This window comes from Lacimonas salitolerans, assembly GCF_042677865.1.
Classification (GTDB): Bacteria; Pseudomonadota; Alphaproteobacteria; order Rhodobacterales; family Rhodobacteraceae; genus Lutimaribacter; species Lutimaribacter salitolerans.
This window is the reverse complement of the sequence record NZ_JBHUDD010000053.1, coordinates 14,638-32,858: the sequence shown is the minus strand read 5'-3', so window position 1 is coordinate 32,858 and position 18,221 is coordinate 14,638. Positions and strand designations below refer to the sequence as shown.

Annotated in this window: 19 protein-coding genes; 3 read left to right on the top strand and 16 right to left on the bottom strand. The window is 63.3% G+C overall.

Annotation, left to right across the window (positions count from 1 at the left end):
• Positions 1–6: 6 nt before the first annotated feature.
• The 6 genes from ACFTOW_RS09460 to ACFTOW_RS09435 form a co-directional block, all read right to left on the bottom strand.
• Positions 7–444: a universal stress protein gene (locus ACFTOW_RS09460; RefSeq protein WP_379914983.1), complete on the bottom strand. Its 438-nt coding sequence runs from the start codon at positions 442–444 to the stop codon at positions 7–9.
• Positions 445–461: 17 nt separating this feature from the next.
• Positions 462–1,748, bottom strand: a complete 1,287-nt coding sequence (locus ACFTOW_RS09455) for a TRAP transporter large permease (RefSeq protein ID WP_379914981.1) — start codon at positions 1,746–1,748, stop codon at positions 462–464.
• Positions 1,749–1,751: 3 nt separating this feature from the next.
• Positions 1,752–2,381 (bottom strand): TRAP transporter small permease, encoded by a 630-nt coding sequence (locus ACFTOW_RS09450; RefSeq protein ID WP_379914979.1) that lies wholly within the window; start codon positions 2,379–2,381, stop codon positions 1,752–1,754.
• Positions 2,382–2,466: 85 nt separating this feature from the next.
• Entirely contained in the window at positions 2,467–3,483 is a 1,017-nt protein-coding gene (locus tag ACFTOW_RS09445) for a TRAP transporter substrate-binding protein (RefSeq protein ID WP_379914977.1), read from the bottom strand.
• A gap of 333 nt (positions 3,484–3,816) precedes the next feature.
• Positions 3,817–5,106: a type I glutamate--ammonia ligase gene (locus ACFTOW_RS09440; protein WP_379914975.1), complete on the bottom strand. Its 1,290-nt coding sequence runs from the start codon at positions 5,104–5,106 to the stop codon at positions 3,817–3,819.
• 51 nt (positions 5,107–5,157) lie between these two features.
• Complete coding sequence (locus ACFTOW_RS09435; protein ID WP_379914973.1) at positions 5,158–6,414, bottom strand: cytochrome P450; 1,257 nt, start codon at positions 6,412–6,414, stop codon at positions 5,158–5,160.
• A 67-nt stretch (positions 6,415–6,481) separates the two neighbouring features.
• Here ACFTOW_RS09435 and ACFTOW_RS09430 point away from each other — a divergent pair, with 67 nt between their 5' ends.
• Positions 6,482–7,189, top strand: coding sequence for a type 1 glutamine amidotransferase (locus ACFTOW_RS09430; protein WP_379914971.1), 708 nt, complete (start codon positions 6,482–6,484; stop codon positions 7,187–7,189).
• Here ACFTOW_RS09430 and ACFTOW_RS09425 read toward each other — a convergent pair.
• From ACFTOW_RS09425 to hmgA, 10 genes are all read right to left on the bottom strand, one after another.
• Positions 7,186–7,836 carry a GntR family transcriptional regulator gene (locus ACFTOW_RS09425; protein ID WP_379914969.1) on the bottom strand — a complete coding sequence of 217 codons (651 nt, stop codon included), beginning with the start codon at positions 7,834–7,836 and terminating at the stop codon, positions 7,186–7,188. The two genes, ACFTOW_RS09430 and ACFTOW_RS09425, sit on opposite strands and share 4 nt — an antisense overlap.
• Positions 7,837–7,919: 83 nt before the next feature.
• Positions 7,920–8,693, bottom strand: coding sequence for an aldolase/citrate lyase family protein (locus ACFTOW_RS09420; protein WP_379914967.1), 774 nt, complete (start codon positions 8,691–8,693; stop codon positions 7,920–7,922).
• Positions 8,694–8,696: 3 nt separating this feature from the next.
• On the bottom strand, positions 8,697–10,115 hold the full coding sequence (locus ACFTOW_RS09415) for a pyridoxal phosphate-dependent decarboxylase family protein (protein WP_379914965.1): 1,419 nt from the start codon (positions 10,113–10,115) through the stop codon (positions 8,697–8,699).
• A 112-nt stretch (positions 10,116–10,227) separates the two neighbouring features.
• A complete protein-coding gene (locus ACFTOW_RS09410; protein WP_379914963.1) occupies positions 10,228–10,428 on the bottom strand; it encodes a DUF2783 domain-containing protein in 201 nt (66 codons plus the stop codon).
• A 3-nt stretch (positions 10,429–10,431) separates the two neighbouring features.
• The gene (locus ACFTOW_RS09405; protein WP_379914961.1) at positions 10,432–12,045 is read right to left on the bottom strand and encodes an FAD-dependent oxidoreductase; all 1,614 of its coding nucleotides are present in this window, start codon (positions 12,043–12,045) and stop codon (positions 10,432–10,434) included.
• Entirely contained in the window at positions 12,042–12,245 is a 204-nt protein-coding gene (locus tag ACFTOW_RS09400; RefSeq protein WP_379914959.1) for a hypothetical protein, read from the bottom strand. Before ACFTOW_RS09400 ends, ACFTOW_RS09405 begins: the two co-directional genes overlap by 4 nt.
• A 10-nt stretch (positions 12,246–12,255) precedes the next feature.
• A complete protein-coding gene (locus ACFTOW_RS09395; protein ID WP_379914957.1) occupies positions 12,256–13,206 on the bottom strand; it encodes an MBL fold metallo-hydrolase in 951 nt (316 codons plus the stop codon).
• An 87-nt stretch (positions 13,207–13,293) separates the two neighbouring features.
• The gene (gene fahA, locus ACFTOW_RS09390; protein ID WP_379914955.1) at positions 13,294–14,550 is read right to left on the bottom strand and encodes a fumarylacetoacetase; all 1,257 of its coding nucleotides are present in this window, start codon (positions 14,548–14,550) and stop codon (positions 13,294–13,296) included.
• A 23-nt stretch (positions 14,551–14,573) separates the two neighbouring features.
• Entirely contained in the window at positions 14,574–15,212 is a 639-nt protein-coding gene (maiA, locus tag ACFTOW_RS09385) for a maleylacetoacetate isomerase (protein WP_379914953.1), read from the bottom strand.
• A gap of 97 nt (positions 15,213–15,309) precedes the next feature.
• On the bottom strand, positions 15,310–16,665 hold the full coding sequence (gene hmgA / locus ACFTOW_RS09380; protein ID WP_379914951.1) for a homogentisate 1,2-dioxygenase: 1,356 nt from the start codon (positions 16,663–16,665) through the stop codon (positions 15,310–15,312).
• A gap of 175 nt (positions 16,666–16,840) precedes the next feature.
• On the opposite strand from hmgA, the gene ACFTOW_RS09375 reads away from it, so the two are divergent.
• Both ACFTOW_RS09375 and ACFTOW_RS09370 read left to right on the top strand, forming a co-directional pair.
• Complete coding sequence (locus ACFTOW_RS09375) at positions 16,841–17,275, top strand: MarR family winged helix-turn-helix transcriptional regulator (protein WP_379914949.1); 435 nt, start codon at positions 16,841–16,843, stop codon at positions 17,273–17,275.
• A 48-nt stretch (positions 17,276–17,323) separates the two neighbouring features.
• Positions 17,324–18,184, top strand: coding sequence for a DMT family transporter (locus ACFTOW_RS09370; protein WP_379914947.1), 861 nt, complete (start codon positions 17,324–17,326; stop codon positions 18,182–18,184).
• Positions 18,185–18,221: the final 37 nt, after the last annotated feature.

Sequence of the window (18,221 nt, the reverse complement as noted above, 5' to 3'; positions counted from 1 at the left end):
GTGGTGTCACACCACCAGCACCGGCATATGCGCCAGACCCGTCACCTTGTGTGATACAGAGCCCAGCAGATACCCCTCGACCGAGCCCATGCCGCGTGCGCCCAGAACGATCAGGTCGCAGTCATGCTCGGTCGCGAAACGCACGATGGTCCGGGCTGGCTGCCCTGCCTTGACAAAGGCGCGGGCGGTTGGGGCCCCCGCGTCGATTGCCAGTTTCTTGGCATGCTCTGCCACCTCGCGCGCATGGCTGCGCATGGCGTCATCCATGCTGCCGGGATCGGCGGCGCGCACCATGGAAAACGACGCCTCGAGCATCGAATGGTGGCGATAGACCGTCAGTACGTTGATCTCGGCCCCGCACAGGGTTGCCAGCTCCACCGCCTTGAGCAACGCATGCTCGCCGCCTTTCGATCCGTCAAAGGGCACAAGTATCCGTTTGAACATCGCTGTTCTCCTGAAGCTTATTTGTCAAAGGCCAGGTCACGCAGGAACAGCGCGATCTGCGGGAACGTGATCAGCAGGGCCGAGACGCAAAGCAGGATGACGATAAAGGGCGGCGTGCCGCGAATGACCTCCCAGTAGGGGCGTTTGAACACGGCGATGGCGGTGAAGATATCGCAGCCAAAGGGCGGCGTGGCCGACCCGATGGCCACCTGCAACGTGATGATCGTGCCGACCAATACCGGGTCAAGGCCAACGGCATTGACCACCGGGGCAAAGATCGGGACCAGCACAAGGATCACGACAATCGGGTCGACGAACATGCAGCCGATGAAGAAGGCGATGGAAATGACGATCAGGACGCCGATCTGGCCCATCTCGTCGATGCCGATACCCGACAGGATCGCCTGCGGGATCTGCGCGAACGAGATGACCCACGAGAACGCGGCCCCCGCCGCCACGAGGATGAAGACGACGGCGGTGATCAGCCCGGTGGACTTGGCGGTGTCGTAAAGGTTCCGAAAATTCATTTCCCGAAACACGACCATTTCCAGGATGATGGCATACAGGACACAGGCCGCCGCCGCCTCGGTCGGGGAAAAGATGCCGCCATAGATTCCGCCGATGATGATCGCCGGAAAACCCAGCGGCCACAGCGCGCGTTGCAACGTGCGTGTGCGTTCACCCCATGTGGCCTTGTCCTCGGTTGGCACGTTGTTGCGCACCGCATAGATCCAGGCATAGATCGAGAACAGCACGAGGATCAGCAGACCGGGGCCGATGCCCGCGATGAAGAGTTCCGCGATCGAGGTGTTCGACACCACGCCATAGATGATCATCCCGATCGACGGCGGGATCAGAAAGGCGATATCCGACGAATTGACGATAAGCGCCAGAATGAAGCTGTCGCCATAGCCCGCCTTTTGCATCCGTGGCCGCAGCGGGCCACCGATGGCCACAACGGTGGCCTGGGTCGAGCCCGAGACCGCGCCGAACATGGTGCAGGCCGCAGCGGTGGAGATCGCCAGCCCGCCGCGCATGTGGCCGACAAAGGACATCACCAGATCGATCAGCCGACCCGCGGATTGCCCGCGTGTCATGATATCGGCGGCAAATATGAACATCGGCACCGCGATCAGGCTGGCGGGCCGGATGCCCGCCATCATCTGCTGCACCATCGTCTCCATCTGGGACATGCCGCCGAACAGGGAATAAAAGCCGACGAAGGCCCCGACGATCAGCGGTATCATCATGGGAAAGCCCAGCAGCAGCAGGACGATCATGATCGAAAAGATTGTCACGGCCATGGCTTAAACCTCCAGCTCTTCATCGTCGTAGCCTTCCAGCACATTGGTCGAAAGGTAGATGTCTTTTTCGATCATGTTCTTGATGGCCGTGAGGGCGTATTGCAGCCCGGTCATGAAAAAGCCGATGGGCACCCAGATCAGGATCAGCCAGACCGGCACCTGCAGCGAGGGCAGGATGCGCCCCCGGCTGGCCTGCGTCAGGATGTATTGCAGGGAATACCATGCCAGCCCGAACATGAAGATGGCGGTGACCACGGAAATGATGATCATCAGCACCTTGCGCGGTTTGACCGGCAGCGCATCGAATATCGCCGACATGCGGATATGACGACCCTGCCGCGCGGCATAGGAAATGCCCGCGAAGGTGATCAGGATGATCAGGATGCGGTTCAGTTCTTCGGAAAAGAAAAGCGAGCTTTGAAAGACAAAGCGGCCAACAACATTGGCAATCGTGTTTGTGGCCATGAGCAGAACCCCGACTGCCAGAAAAAGGCTTTCGGCGCGGCTGATGGCGTTGTCGAGGGTGCCAAGAAGGCCCGGTAGCGAGGATTGATACGCCGCGAGTGGGGCGTCATCGGTTCCGGTTGTGTCGGTCTGCGATTGCAGCTGGCTGCGTTTCTCGTCTTCTGCCACCGGATTTTCCCTGTCTGAAACTGCTAAATTATGGACAAAGCGGCTGCGCCCGGGGTGCCGGGCGCAGCCAAAATATCAGACCGGATCAGTCGGAAACGGCTTCCAGATCAGCCTTCATCTGGTCAAGGATCTTCTGACCGCTCTCGCCCGTCATCTCGATGAACTGGGCTTCGACGTCTGCCGCCGCTTCCATGAAGGGCGCGCGCTGTTCTTCGGTCAGGCGTGTCACCGTGATCGACGGCTTGTCTTCCTGAATCCGGGCCAGCGATTCCTCGGTCAGGCCCTGCTGGTACTCAAGAATGTACTCGAACGCCGTGTCGATGGCGGCTTCGATCATCTCCTGGTCTTCTGCCGGCAGGCCGTCAAAGAAGTCCTTGTTGGCCATGATCGCCGTGGTGAAGTTGTTGTGACCGGCGAAGGTGATGTGATCCGTCACCTCGTACATCTTGGTCGATTCGACAAAGAACATCGGGTTTTCCTGACCCTGGATGATGTTCGTCTGCAGACCGCCATAGACCTCGCCCCAGGGCAGGGGTGTCGGTGTCGCGCCGAACGCCTGATAGCTTTCGACCAGCAGCGGGTTGGTCATGACGCGGAACTTGACCTCGTTCAGGTCGGCCGGGGCGGTCACGGGTTCCTTGGTGGTCATCACCACTTCGCCCTCGGGATACATGGCCAGCAGTTCAAGGCCCTGCTCGGCGTAGATCTCGGGGAACATCTCGTTGATCGTGGTCGAGGTGCGGAAGAACTCGTTCAGCTGCTCTTCTTCGGTGGGCAGCAGGTAGGGCACGAAGAACACCTGCGCCTCGGGGATCAGCGAGCCGGTAAAGCCGGGGCTTTGGTTCACGAACTGCAGGATGCCTGCCTGCGTCTGCTCCATGATGTCGGCGGACTCGCCCAGCGTGCCATAGGGGAACAGCTGAATCTCGTGGTCGGAATTGGCCTCGACCTCTTCCTTGAACTTGGTGGCGAACACGCCCTGAACGTCGGTGATTGCCTCTTCGAAGGCATAGCGCCACGTATCGGCCTGCGCGGCAGTCATGCTGGCAGCAAGGGCCGCAGCAGCGGCGGTGCCTGTCAGAATGCGTTTGGTAATGGTCATTTCGTCTCCCTTTCGGTTGCAAAAACGCGCTGGTGCCGGTGCGGATCGCACCGGTGTACGCGAAAGCTCTTCGAATTTTGGCCGGGCGGCTCTGCCGTCCATCCCGGGGCGCGCGCATCGGCAATCAGCCACACGCACACACGGTTCGCGGCGGGCCGGGGGTGCATCAATGCACCGCAGGTGGCCCGTCGACATCTACGCCTTTAGGATGACATGCTGGACGCAGATGTCAAACCCATGCAGGCCCATGGCGTGTAGATATATGATTTATAGTCATAAAATCGCTTCCGGTCACGGTCTGGCCGGTGCTTCGGCTTTGTCGCGGAAGGCGGATCAGATGAACCAGACGTAGAAATCGCGCAGCTGGTCCCCTTCAAGGTCGCGGGTTTTCTTGACCTCTTTTTCCTTCATGAAGATGTGGTTGTCGCACAGCAGCTGCCCCACCGCCGTCTGCAGTGAGGTATCGGCGCGCAGGTCTGCGACGGCGCCCTTCAGGTCGGTCGCCGTGGTGTCCTTGGCGTCCCATTTCTCGAACCCATCGCCGGTTTCGATCGGGGGCAGGGCATAGCCGTTTTCCAGCCCCAGCCGCGCGGCCTGCAACACCGCCGCGACGGCGACGTAAGGGTTTGCGGACGCATCGGCCATCCGGTGTTCCAGCCGTGCCTTGGCCCCGCCTTCGGATGAGATGCGCGTGGTCACGTTGCGATGATCGCCGCCCCAGTTGCACAAAAACCCAGACAGCGACCCGGGTTGCAGCCGCTGATAGCTGTTGGCGGTGGGCGCGATCAGCCCGGCCAACCCCTTGTGATGATGGGTCAGCCCCGCGATGCAGCCGCTCGCCAGATCGTTCAGGTGATCCGGCCCGCCGCGCGGTCCGTCCGACAAAGCATTGCCGCCATCGCCGTCGATGAAAGAGAAATTGATGTGCATGCCCGACCCACCGGCCTCGGCGATCGGTTTGGGCATGAAGGACAGCACGACACCATGTTCCAGCGCGATTTCCCGGGCCATCAGGCGGAACAGCACGATATCGTCCACCGCGTGCACCGCATCGTCAAAGGTCAGCGTGTATTCGAATTGCGGGCTGTCGAATTCGCTGGTGATCAGGTCAAGGCTGAAGCCCAGTTCATCCGCCTTTTCCCAGATCGCATCGTTGAACCGCAGCGGATCGGTGAACGGCCCCGTGCCATAGACATGCGCGCCGGGCGTGTCATAGGGCGTCAGGCGGCCGTTCTCGTCCGCGACAAGCGCAAACGCCTCCAACTCGATCCCCACCTTGGGCGTCAGGCCGTGCGCCTGCCAGTCCGTCACCGCCCGTTTCAACGCGCCACGCCCGCACATGGGCAGCGGTTGCCCTTCGGTGTCATACAGGTCGCCCACGACGATCTTGGTGGCGCGGTCCCAGCTGTCGCGGATTTCCTCGGCGACCCAATGCAGTTCCATATCGGGCAGGCCCTGCATCATCATGGCACCGGGCGCATCCAGCAGATCCTTGTCGTAATGCACGCCGAAATTGGACCGGCAAAAGCGGGTCGTGCCGGTGCCGATCTTTGATCCGGGCAGGTACTTGCCCCGCATGATCGACAGGTGATCGCAGAATAGCGCGCGCAGGCGGGTGTTCATCGGGGTCTCTCCTGTTGGGATGGCCGGGGTCTTCTGCCCCGGTCCGGGCGATTAGGCTGGGGTGACGTGGACGGGCAGTTCCTTGATCCCGCCCACGAAGTTCGAGCGCAGGAATTTCGGCGTGCCCGCAGCTTCTATGGTCTTGATGCGTTTGGCCAGTTCCTGAAACAGCACGCGCACTTCTAGCCGGGCCAGATACATGCCCAGGCAGACATGTGGCCCGCCCTGACCAAAGGCGATGTGACGGTTGGGTTTGCGGTTCAGGTCAAAGGTGAACGGCGCGTCGAACGCATCGTCATCCCGGTTGGCCGAGACGAACCAGTACACCACCTTGTCACCCGCCTTGATCGTCTTGACGTGCATGTCGAAATCCTGAGTCGCGGTGCGGCGGAAATACATGGTCGGGCTGGCCCAGCGGATGATCTCGTCGGGGGCCGTGTCCCACACATCCTGCGTCTGCATCTGTCGCAGAAATGAAGGATCATGGGTCAGCGCCTGCAAACCGGCGGCGATGGAATAGCGTGTCGTGTCATTGCCCGCCGCGACCAGCAGGCAAAAGAAGTTGCGGAACTCTTCCTCGGTGATGCGGCTGCCGTCCTTGCCCGGTTGCAGGATCAGGTGCAAGATCCCGTTGGTGTCGCCGGTGGCGTTCTTGTGGGCCATCAACTCTTTGGCATAGTGATACAATTCCGCCCCGGCGGGCGAGTTGAAAGGCATCATGCGGAATTCATCGGTGGTCATCCGGTCCAGCACGTGATCGGTGAAATCCGGGTCGGTATTGGCAATCAGCGCGTCACCCTTTTCCACCAGCCACGGCAGGTCCGCATCGGGCGTTCCAAGGATGCGGCCCAGCATCCGCATGGGCAATTGCCGTGCGATTTCCTTGGTGGCATCAAAGGTGCCGTGTTGCAGGGCGTCGTTCAGGATCTCATCGCATAGCTGTCGGATGTCGTTTTCAAATTCCGCGATGACGGGTTTCGAGAACGCCTTGGCCACCTTCATCCGGGTCTGGCTGTGATCGGGCGGATCGGTTTCCTGAAAGGTGCGGCGGGCCAGGTACTCCTCATACGTCTGATCCTCGATCCGGATGCCCTGCGCAGAGGAAAACACTTGCGTGTTGCGGTTCATTTCCAGGATGTCGGCCATGCGCGTGATCGACCAGAATCCCTGCCCCTGCGGATAATCCGTCCAATGCACCGGGTCGTCGCTGCGCAGGTGCGCGAAGGTGTTGAATGGTGGACCATCGGTAAAGGAATCGTGGCTGGTCAGGTCGGCGGTGCCTGAATCTGCGGGGTTCCAGACCGTCATTCGAAAATCCTTTCCTTAACTTGTTATGTATATTAAAGAGGGATATAAATATGTAAAGGATTTTCGCATGAAACTGGCAACCCTTGTCACCAATACCGATGACAGCGCCTTTGCCCATGCGCGCGATCTGGACGATGTGAAATTCGCCAAGCTGATCGCGATGGTGCGCCCGGACTGGCAGGTATCGGCCTTCAACGTGAAGGATGGGGTGTTTCCTGATGATCCCGCCGCATTTGACGGGGTGATGATCACCGGCAGCCCGGCCTCGGTCCATGATGGCACGCCGTGGATCGCGCGGTTGGAGGAGTTGATCCGCCAGATGGTCGGGCAGGGCTTGCCCGTGTTCGGGGCCTGTTTCGGGCATCAGGCGATTGCCACGGCGCTGGGTGGCACGGTGGGCTACAACCCCGATGGCTGGGCGCTGGGGCTGGTCGAAACGCAGGTAACCGCGCCTGCGCCATGGATGGGCGATGGGGGCCGCTTTGCCCTTTATGCCGCGCACAAGGAGCAGGTGACAGAGCCGCCCGCGGGCGTGCGCATCCTGACCGAAACGCCGGGGTGCCCGGTGGGCGGTTTTGCCATTGGCGCGCATGTCTATACCACGCAGTATCACCCCGAGATCGAGCCGCAGTTCATGGCCGACCTGCTGGACGAGATCGCGGATGAGGTGCCACAAGATGTGCTGGCACAGGCGCGCACAACACTGGCCAACCCACCGGATCAAAAGGCTTTTGCCGAAACCATCGCGCAGTTCTTCGAAACTGCGCGCGGCTAATCCAGCGCCGCCAGCAGGTCCATTGCGGTGACCTGATCGAATTGCACATGGCACGCCATTGCCGCCTCAGCCGCGTCTGAATCGCGGTTCACGATCAGCCCCGTGATCGTGCGATGATCCTGCGCGCTGTCGGCGATCGCGCCCTTGTAGTGATAGCGCGCGCGGTAATAGGCCATCAACTTGCGCGCGTTCGTCTTGATCATGTCCAGCAGGAACGGGTTGCCCGCCGCCTCGGCCACGCAGCCATGATACGCCATGTTGAGCTGGTAATACCGGTCCGGCTCGCCATCGCCCAAACCGGCGGCGTGATCCTCGCAGGCCTTGGTTGCCTGTTCCAGACGGGCGGCATAACCTGGCGACAGGCGGCGCGCGGCCAGCCCGGCCGCCTGACCCTCAAGTTTGGCATGCACCTCGAGGATCGCTAGAAACTCGTGCAGCGTGGGTTTGAACAGCACAGCGCCCTTGCGCGGCAGACGTTTGATCAGACCGGCGGTTTCAAGCTGGATCAGCGCCTCGCGCACCGGGGTGCGCGACACCTTGTGGGCGTCGATCAGCGGGGCCTCTTCGATCAGGTCGCCGGGGTGCAGTTTGCCCGCGTCGATCTGGTCAAGAATGGCGCTGATGATCGTTTCGGTCTGTCCTGCCATGGCCCGAAGATCAGCGATTTCTGCGGTTTTGTAAAGCCGCGGGTATATTTAGCGCGTCTTCGGATATGCAGCCAGATCCGCGATCATCCCCTCCCGGACCACAGTTTGACCGTGTCGCGCGCGGCTTTTGCGAGCATCACCACGTCGATGCCCACCGACAGAAACTGCGCGCCCCATCCGGCGTACTGCTGCGCGGTGGCATCATCCACGGCCAGAATGCCTGCCGCCTTGTCTGATGCCGCAATCCGCCCCAATGCATCGCGGATCGCCTCGGCCACTTCCGCCTCGGCGGAATTGCCGGGAAACCCCATGTCGGCGGCCAGATCGGCGGGGCCGATGAACACGCCATCCACGCCCTCGACCGCCAGGATGTCATCCAGCGCCGCGATCCCGGCGCGGGTTTCGACCTGCACCAGCAGGCACATCTGGTCGTTGGCGGTCTGCACATAGTCGGGGATGGATGAAAACTCCGATGCCCGCGCCAGCGCCGCCCCGGCCCCGCGGATACCGGCGGGAGGATAGCGCATGGCGCGCACCAGATCGCGCGCCTGTTCGGCGGATTCCACCAGCGGAATCAGCAGCGTCTGCGCGCCCGCGTCCAGCACCTGCTTGATCGCCCAGGCCTCGCCCATCGGCAGGCGCACCACCGGCGCGCTGTCTGATCCTTTCAGCGCCACAAGCTGCGCCATGATGCTGCGCAGGTCGTTGGGCGCGTGTTCGCCGTCGATCACCAGCCAGTCGAACCCGGCGGTGCCCAGAACTTCGGTCGCGTAAGGGTCGGCGAAACCGGCCCAGCAGCCGATCACGCGCTCGCCGCGGGCAAGGCGCTGTTTGAAATGGTTGGTGGGTGCGGGCATGGGTCAGCCTTTCCTGATCTGTGCGGCGATTTCGGTGATGACGTCATAGGCGGTGTCGATATCCTGCGCGATGCAGTCGAACTGCCCGGCCTGAAACCGGATGACGAAGGTGCCGTCTATACGGGTCTGCGTCACATATATCCGGCCATCGTCGTTGATGCGGGTGATCAGGTCCAGTGTGGCCTGTTCCGCGTCCTGTCCGGCGGGGGCAAAGCGAAAGGTGAACAGCGACAGGATCGGATCGGTGACGATCTCGAAATCCGGCGCCGCGCGCAGCCGTTCGCACAGGGCCTGCGACCACGTCACATGGTTGCGGATCATCGCCCGCAGCCCGTCCAGCCCATGGGCGCGGATCAGGAACCACAGTTTCAGCGCGCGGAACCGGCGGCCCAGCGGCACCGACCATTCGGAATAGTTGATGATGCCGTCCGCGCCGTGGGTCTTCAGATACTCGGGCTGGATCGCCAGCGTGCGGGTCAGGTCTTCGGGGGCGCGGATGAAATGCGCGGCCAGATCGAACTGCGTGCCCAGCCATTTATGCGGGTTGAACACCACGCTGTCGGCCATCTCGACGCCTCGCCACAGATCGCGGAACTCGGGGCAGATCATCGCGCTGCCGGCCCAGGCGGCATCGACATGGGTATACAGGCCGTGCGCCTGCGCCACGGCACAGACGGCGGCGATGTCGTCGCAGGCCCCCATGCCGGTGGCCCCGGTACAGGCGATCACCCCGGCGGGCAGGTGGCCCGCGGCCAGATCGGCGCGGATCGCGGCCTCCAGCGCGCCTGCGTCCATCCCGCGCATCGGGCCGGGGGCAAGGGGCACGCGCACCAGATTGGCCTGACCGATGCCGGACACCCAGATCGCCCGGTCGATCGAGGTATGCGCCTCGCCCGAGACATAGATGCGCAGGGGTTTCTGCCCCGCCAGCCCCTGCGCGTTGCCGTCCCAGTGCAGCGCGCGTTCGCGCATGGTCAGCACGGCGGCCAGGGTGGCCGACGAGGCGCTGTCCTGAATGACGCCCGCGAACCCTTCGGGCAGGCCGATGGCCTGGCGCAGCCAGTCCATCATCCGTGTCTCCATCTCGGTCGCGGCAGGCGATGTCTGCCAGAGCATGCATTGCGGGGCCATCACCGTGATTAGTTGATCGGCCAGCACGGCGGCGGGTGCCGCGTTCGAGGGGAAGTAGGCAAAGAACCGGGGATGCTGCCAATGGGTGATGCCGGGCATCACGATGCGCTCGAAATCCGCGATCACCTCGGCGATGGGCTGCGGCGCGTCGGGCGGGCTGTCGGGCAGGGCGGCCAGCGTTTCACCGGGTCGGACCTGCGCGCGTACGGGCCGGTCGCGCAGGGTGGCGTGATACTGCGCCGCCCAATCGGCCAGCCAGTGCCCCCATTTCGGAAAATCGCTCCAGCGCATGACCGCCTCCCTATTTGCTTAACATGATAAGTAAATCATGCGCCCGCATCAGGCAACAGGATTTGCAGGCCCCGCGCGNGGGGGGCGCCCCCCCCCCCCCCGTGGCGCCGGGTCAGCCGGGGGCGACGTTGCGGGCGGCCTCCAGCGCCTGCGCAATCACCGCGCGGTCCCCGATATGGTTGGCCAGGATCAGGATCAGCCGGGCATTCAGCGCGTCGGACTGCGCCTTGGTCAGCCCTTCATGCGCCGCCAGGATGTCGGCATAGACATCGTCGGCATTGGCGAAATTCGGGGTCAGGATCAGGTCGGTCATGGGTCACTCCTGCCCGGTGGCGCGGCGGATGGCGGCGCGGATGGCTGCGTCGTCAAAGCCGGGCCAGCGTGCCGCGACGTGCTGGTCGGGGCGGATCAGGTAGACCGCGCCGGGCGCGTCTCCCAGATAGCGCGCGGCAAGCGCGCCTGTGCTGTCATCGCTGGCCGACAGGGTCAGACGGGTGGCGGTGATGCCGCCCTCGGTCACGGTGTCGGGGGCATCCGCGTCGATCGTCAGCAGGGTGAACCGCCCGCCCAGATCGCCCAGCAAAAACCGGTTGCCCAGCGGTGCATCGGGGCAGGGCGCGCCGGGGCGGGTGCGGGCGGGGCCGCCCTGCAGGGCGTCGGGCGTGTTAAGGGCCGATCCGTCATAGGTGCAGGGCATCGACAGACGGCCCGAGTTGACCAGCGGGCGGGCAAAGGCGTGATGCTCGGCCAGGTCCAGCACGGCATCGCGGAACACCCGGCTGATCTCGGATTTTGGCGTGATGAAATCGGTCGAGCGGGACGAGTTCAGGATATTCTCATCCGCGCCATGAACCCGCTCGGCATCGTAGCTGTCCAGCAGCGCCTCGGGCGCCGTGCCATCGATCACCAGCTTCAGCTTCCACACAAGGTTGTCGGTGTCCTGCAGCCCCGAATTGGCCCCGCGCGCGCCGAACGGGCTGACCTGATGTGCGGCATCGCCGGCAAAGATCACCCGGTTGTGGCGGAACCGGTCCATCCGGCGGCACTGGAACGTGTAGATCGAGGACCATTCAAGCTGATATTCGATATCCTGCCCCAGCATGGCGCGCAAACGGCGGTCGATGTTTGCGGGTTTCAGCTCTTCTTCCTTGTCGATGTCCCAGCCAAGCTGGAAATCGATGCGCCAGACATCGTCGGGCTGGCGGTGCAGCAGCGCCGACTGGCCCTTGTTGAAGGGCGGGTCGAACCAGAACCAGCGTTCGGTCGGGAAATCGGCCTGCATGATCGTGTCGGCGATCAGGAAGTTGTCCTCGAACACACGGCCGCGGAACTCCAGCCCCAGCATGTCGCGGATCGGCGATCTGGCCCCGTCGCAGGCGATCAGCCAGTCGGCGTGCAGGGTATAGTCGCCCTCGGGCGTGGCGATCTGCACCTCGGTGTAATCGCCATGATCGGTGACGGAGGTGACCCGGTTCTGGCCACGCAGCTCGATCGGTGCGCCCTGCGCCTCGATCTCGCGCGCGCGGTTCACCAGGTATTCCTCGATGTAATACTGTTGCAGGTTGATGAAGGCCGGGCGGCGGTGGCCGGTTTCGGGCAGCAGGTTGAAATCGAACACCTTGCGCTCGTCAAAGAACACCTTGCCGAGGTTCCAGACAACGCCCTTGTCCACCATGCTGTCGCCGAGGCCCAGACGGTCGGCGATTTCCAGCGTGCGCTTGGCAAAGCAGATCGCGCGGGAGCCGAAGCTGACCTTGTCATTCTCGTCCAGCACCACCGCCTCGACCCCCTGCTGCGCCAGATCGATGGCGGCGGCCAGACCCACGGGGCCGGCCCCCACGATCACCACGCGGCGGCGGACGGGCGTTTCCGCATCCTGATCGGGCGAGCGGGTGTAGGGGTAGAGTGGGATTTCAAAGATCTTGTTCATGTGCGGTCCTCACGGATGAGTTTGACAAGCGTCCACAAAGCGGTGCCGCCGAAAAAACCCCCGGCGATCAGCACCATTTCCAGCGATGCGATGCCCCTGACCCCGTGCAGGGTCAGCGCCACCGCCATCATCACCAGCCCCACGAGCGAAAAGCCGAGACGGAATTTCAACTCGCCGCGCGTGGGGCCGTATTTTGCCATCTGCCGTGCCTTACCCCTGCAGGGCTTCCCACATTTCCAGATCGCGCTGCGCGGTCCAGATGCGCGGGGTGTCCAGGCCGCGGGCCTCGTCATAGGCGCGGGCGACGTTGAAGGGCAGGCAGTGTTCGTAGATCGCGTAATCGCTGAACTTGGGGTCGCATTCGGCGCGGCAGGCGTCCCAGGCTTCTTTCAGGCTGCCACCGCGTGCGGCAACGCGGGCGATGGGCTTGTAGGTGCTGGCGACGAAATCGCGGGTGTTCTCGATCGCGGCATTGACCATCTCGCGGCCCACCAGCGCGTCCCCGCGACCGGGCGCGATGGCATCGACATCGAACCATTTGATATTGTCCAGCGTATCGCCCCAGTCGGCGAAATGCCCGTCACCACAATAGCAGGCCGAGTGGTATTCGACGATGTCGCCGGTGAACATGACGTTCTGATCGGGCACGTGGATCACGGCGTCGCCTGCGGTATGGGCGCGGCCCAGATGCATAATGTCGACGCGGCGGTTGCCCAGGTAGACCGTCATGCTGTCGCTGAAGGTCGTGGTGGGCCAGGTCAGGCCGGGGATGCTTTCGTGCCCTTCGAACAGGCGCGGAAAACGCTGAAACTCGCTGTCCCAGTCCTCCTGCCCGCGCTCGACCACCATCGAGCGGGCGGTGTCGGACATGATGATCTCGCGCGCGCCATAGGCGCTGGCACCCAGCACGCGGACGGCGTGGTAATGGGTCAGGACGATATGCGAGATCGGCTTGTCCGTCACCTCGCGCACCTTTTCGATGACCTTGTGGGCCAGGCGCGGGGTTGCCTGCGCCTCGACGATCATCACGCTGTCATCGCCGATGATGACGCCGGAGTTGGGATCGCCTTCGGCGGTAAAGGCCCACAGGCCCTCGCCCACTTCGGTGAAGGTGATGTTCTTTTCGGTCATGTCGCCCTGTGAGGCAAAGGCCTTGGCCATGGGTGTGGTCCTTTTTGGTCGGTGGGGTGGGTTGGCACCCACCCTACGGGATGTGGTGTAGGGTGGGTGCCAACCCACCCCCGGTGTTTATCGCTCGTACGGGTTTTCCAGCGCCGGGATCACCTGTCCGGTGCAGTCGCCAAAGCCGATGGTATAACCATCGCCACGCGCAGCCCCGTGCAGGATCAGCGTATCGCCGTCTTCGATGAAGCTGCGCTGATCGCCGGTCTCGAGCGTGATCGGTTCCTTGCCGCCCCAGGACAGTTCCAGCAGGCTGCCGCGATTGCCCTTTTCCGGGCCCGACACGGTGCCCGAGCCCAGCAGGTCGCCGGGGTTCATCGGGCAGCCGCTGGTCGAATGATGCGCCAGTTGCTGCGCCGCGCTGTAATACATCTCGTTGTAGTTGGTGCGCGTGATGATGCTGGCGGGTTTGTCCAGCGGCGCCAGCGAGACCCACAGGTCGATGTCATAGAGCATCGGCACAGTGTCGCGCAGATGCGGCAACAGTTCCACCTCCCGCGCGGGGCAGGTGGTGCGGAACGGATCGAGCGCTGCGGCGGTCACGATCCAGGGGCTGATCGTGGTGGCGGTGGCCTTGGCCTGGAACGGGCCCAGCGGCTGGTACTCCCACGCCTGGATGTCGCGCGCGGACCAGTCGTTCAGCAGTACGTAGCCGAAAATCATCTCGTCCGCCTCGTCCACGGTCACCGGGCCGTCGCTGCCGCTGCCCACGATGGCGCCCATTTCCAGTTCCAGATCGAACCGGCGGCAGGGCAGGAAGGCGGGCGTGTCGTGATCGGGCGATTTGAGCTGCCCCCAGGGGCGGCGCACCGGCGTGCCGGACACCACGACCGAGGATGCGCGGCCGTTATAGCCGATGGGCATGTGCAGCCAGTTCGGCGGCAGCGCGTTTTCGGCGCCGCGAAACATGGTGCCCACGTTCACTGCGTGATGCTTGCCTGCGTAGAAATCGGTGAATTCGGCCACAAGGAAGGGTAGGTGCATCACCGCATCGGTTGCCGGGGTCAGCAGCGGCTCCACCGCTGCCCGCTCGGGTGATCCCTCGGCCAGGATCTCGGTCAGGCGGGCGCGCAGCCTGGCCCAAAGCTCGGGGCCTTCCTCCATCACTTCGTTCCAGAAGGGCACGTCGAACAGCGGGCCGGTGCCCATGTCGATCACGCCTTCCTCTTCGGCCTCGCGGCAATCAAGGATCATGTCCCCGATGGCCACGCCGCAACGCGGGTCGCCGTCGCCTATGGAAAACACGCCATATGGCAGGTTGTTGAGGGGAAAGGGATGGTCGGGCGCGTTGGCGCTGGCGACCCAGCTTTTCATCAATGTCATGTGGTGTCCTGTTCGTTCGCATTTCAGGTTGGCTGCGCGTCGGGTTGGTGTTCGGGCAGGGCGCGGGTCACCGCGTCGATCTTGCGGCAGTGGGTGTCGATCTGCTCCAGCCGCTTGAACGGAGTCATGTCCAGCCCCCAGCGGCGGGCGTTGACCATCTGCCCCACAAGGCACAGATCGGCCATGCCGAGGGTGTCGCCAAAGCAGAAGGGCGTGTCTGGGCGGATCAGCGTTTGAAAGGTCGCAAAGCCCTCGTGCATCCAGTGGCGCATCCATGCCTCGGCTTCGTCCTGGCTGTGGCCCATCGTGCCCTTGAGATAGCCCAGAACCCGCAGGTTGTTGACCGGATGGATGTCCAGCGCGATCGCATGGGCCGCCGCATCGACCTGTGCGCGCAGCACCGGATCGGCGGGATAGAGCGGCGGTTCGGGGTAGGTGGTATCGAGGTAATCGAGGATCGCCATCGACTGCGTCAGCGCGGTGCCATCGTCCAGCACCAGCGTCGGCACGCCACGGGCCGGGTTCAGCGCGGCATAGCCAACGGCCTTCTGCTCGCCCTTGACCAGATCCACCGGCACGATCTCATACGCCACACCCTTGAGGTTCAGTGCGGCGCGCACCCGCACCGAGGTGGTCGAGCGCCAGTAGCTGTAGAGTTTCATCCGTCCTCCCGCACCGGCAGTCTGATGCTGCCATGTCCTGTGCCTATGCCCCTGCGGCACCGGGGTCCAGCCCTTGCGGGTCAGACCCCGGACCCGGTCATTTCTTGCCCGGCGTGCCGTCGAATTTCTTTTCCAGACTGTCCCAGCAGTCGATGTAATCGTCCTGCAACGGGGCCTCGGTCGCGGCAAAGGCGGTCAGGTGCTGCGGAAAGCGGGTTTCGAACATGAAGGACATGGTGTTGTCCAGCTTTTCGGCCTTCAGCTCGGCGTTCGACGCACCCTCGAAGGCGGTCTTGTCCGGCCCGTGCGGCAGCATCATGTTGTGCAGGCTCATCCCGCCGGGGACAAAGCCCTGCGGCTTGGCATCATACTGGCCATAGATGTTGCCCATCAGTTCGGACATGATGTTCTTGTGATACCACGGCGGGCGAAAGGTATCCTCGGCCACCATCCAGCGTTCGCGGAACAGCACGAAATCGATATTGGCCGTGCCCGGATGGCCCGACGGCGCGGTCAGCACGGTAAAGATCGACGGATCGGGATGGTCGAACAGGATGGCACCCACAGGGCAATAGACGCGCAGATCGTATTTGTAAGGCGCGTAATTGCCGTGCCATGCCACCACGTCCAGCGGGCTTTGCGGGATCTGCGTCTCGTGGAACTGCCCGCACCACTTGATGGTCAGGGTCGAGGGCACCTCGCGGTCCTCATAGGCGGCGACAGGGGCCTTGAAATCGCGCGGGTTGGCCATGCAGTTGGCACCGATCGGGCCACGGCCCGGCAGCTCGAACTTCTGACCGTAGTTTTCGCAGACGAACCCGCGCGCCGGGCCTTCCAGAACCTCGACCCGATAGACCAGCCCGCGCGGGATGATGGCGATCTCTTTCGGTTCAAGGTCGATGATCCCCAACTCGGTCGCAAAGCGCAGACGGCCTTCTTGCGGGACGACCAGCAATTCGCTGTCGGCGGAATAGAAATAGGCGTCCTGCATGGAGTCCGTCACCAGATAGACATGAGATGCCATGCCGACCTGCGTGTTCACGTCGCCCGCCGTGGTCATGGTGCGCATGCCGGTCAGCCAGGTCAGCGCCTCGCCGGAATGGAGCACCGGATCCCAGCGGTACTGGCCCAGGCTGATGACGTCCGGGTCCACATGGGGGGCCGATTTCCAGTAGGGCAGATCGATCTTGGTGTACCGGGCTGAGTGTTTCACCGATGGACGGATGCGATAGGTCCATGTCCGCTCGGGCGGGTTGGCGGTGAAGGCGGTGCCGGACAACTGCTCGCCATAAAGGCCATAGTTGCATTTCTGCGGGCTGTTCATGCCCTGCGGCAGGGCACCGGGCAGGGCCTCGGTCTCGAAATCATTGGCCCATCCGGGCATGTAGCCGGGGGTGGTGCCCACCGGGGTCTGGGCCTGGATCAGGCCATGTGCCTTGGTCTGCTGATTCATGCTGCATCCTCCTGTTTCATTGCGGAGTTAATGGTTGATTTTGTAACCAACAACAGCGCATCCGCGAAAATTCCCTGCGGGCAGTGTATCACAAATCCTCGGCGACTGCGCCGCGCGGCAGATTCCGGTTGCGCGCCTGACAGTTGCCGCTGTAACCAAATGTCAGAGGTGCCCCATGTCACATGACGATTTCGATTTGCAGGATTTTCTGCCCTATCTGCTGAACCAGGCGGCCGAGGCCAGCAGCCTGGATTTCCAGCAGGTCTACAAGGATCGCTATGGCATGCTGCGCACCGAATGGCGGGTGCTGTTCCACCTTGGCATCTATGGCCGAATGAGCGCCAAGGAGATCGGCCAGCGGTCAAGGATGCACAAGACCAAGATCAGCCGCGCGGTGCAGAAGCTGGCCGACCGGCGGTTCCTGACCCGGCAGACCGACGATCAGGACCGGCGGCTGGAATGGCTGGATCTGACCGCGCAGGGGCAGGCGGCCTATCGCGATCTGCGCGCCATCGCCATGCGCTATGACAGCGGGCTGTCGGCGCAGCTGACGGCGCAGGAAAACGCGGTGCTGCGGCAGGCGCTGCGCAAGCTGGCACAGCGCGGCTAGGCAAATGGGGGGTTTACCTTTGTCCCGGTCTTGCGCCAGATGCGCCTCATGTCCGATCAAGCCAAAGGCCTGTTGATAACCGCGCTCGGCGTGATGTGCGTTGTGCCCGATTCGCTGTTCGTGCGGCTGATCGATGCCGATGCGCTGGTCATCGCGTTCTGGCGCAACGCCGTCGCAGGCATCCTGATCGCCGTAGGCGTGTTGATGTGGCAGGGTGTGCGCCCCTATCGCGCGCTTGCGGGCACCGGGCGCTATGGCGTGATCTACGTGATTGCCGTGGGCGGGGCGGGCATCCTGTTTCCGGTGGCGATCAGCATGACATCCGTGGCCAACGTGGTGTTCATTCTTGCGGCGATGCCGGTGTTTGCAGCCATCTATTCGTGGATCTTCCTGAATGAAAGGATCTCGCGCCGCATGGTTCTGACCATGATCGCGGTGGCTGTGGGGCTGTCTGTCCTGGCCTATGGCTCGGGCGAGACCAAAGGCGCGCATTGGTCGGGCGACCTGACCGCGCTGGGGGTGGCCGCGTTGTTTGCCGCGGGCCTGACATCGGCGCGCAAGGTGCGGACCGTGTCCATGGTGGCGGCGGTGCCTGTGGGCTACATCGGGGGCAGCCTGCTGCTGTGGCCGTTCATCGCGCCGTTCAGCGTGCCGGACGGGCAATGGTATCTGGCGATCCTGCACGGTGTTTTCATCGCGGGCAGTTCCATCGGGCTGGCGCTGGGCCCGCGCTATATCCCTTCGGCCGAGGTGGGGTTGCTGATCCTGCTGGAATCCGTGCTGGCCCCGCTGCTGGCCTGGGCCGTGATCGGCGAAGACCCGGGCATCTACGCGCTGGTGGGCGGGGCCATGGTGATCGGCGCGCTGGCCGTGTCGAATGCCATTGCGCTGTCGCGGCGACGGGTCTGATCTTCATCTTGCCCGGTAAACTCCGGGGGGAATTGGG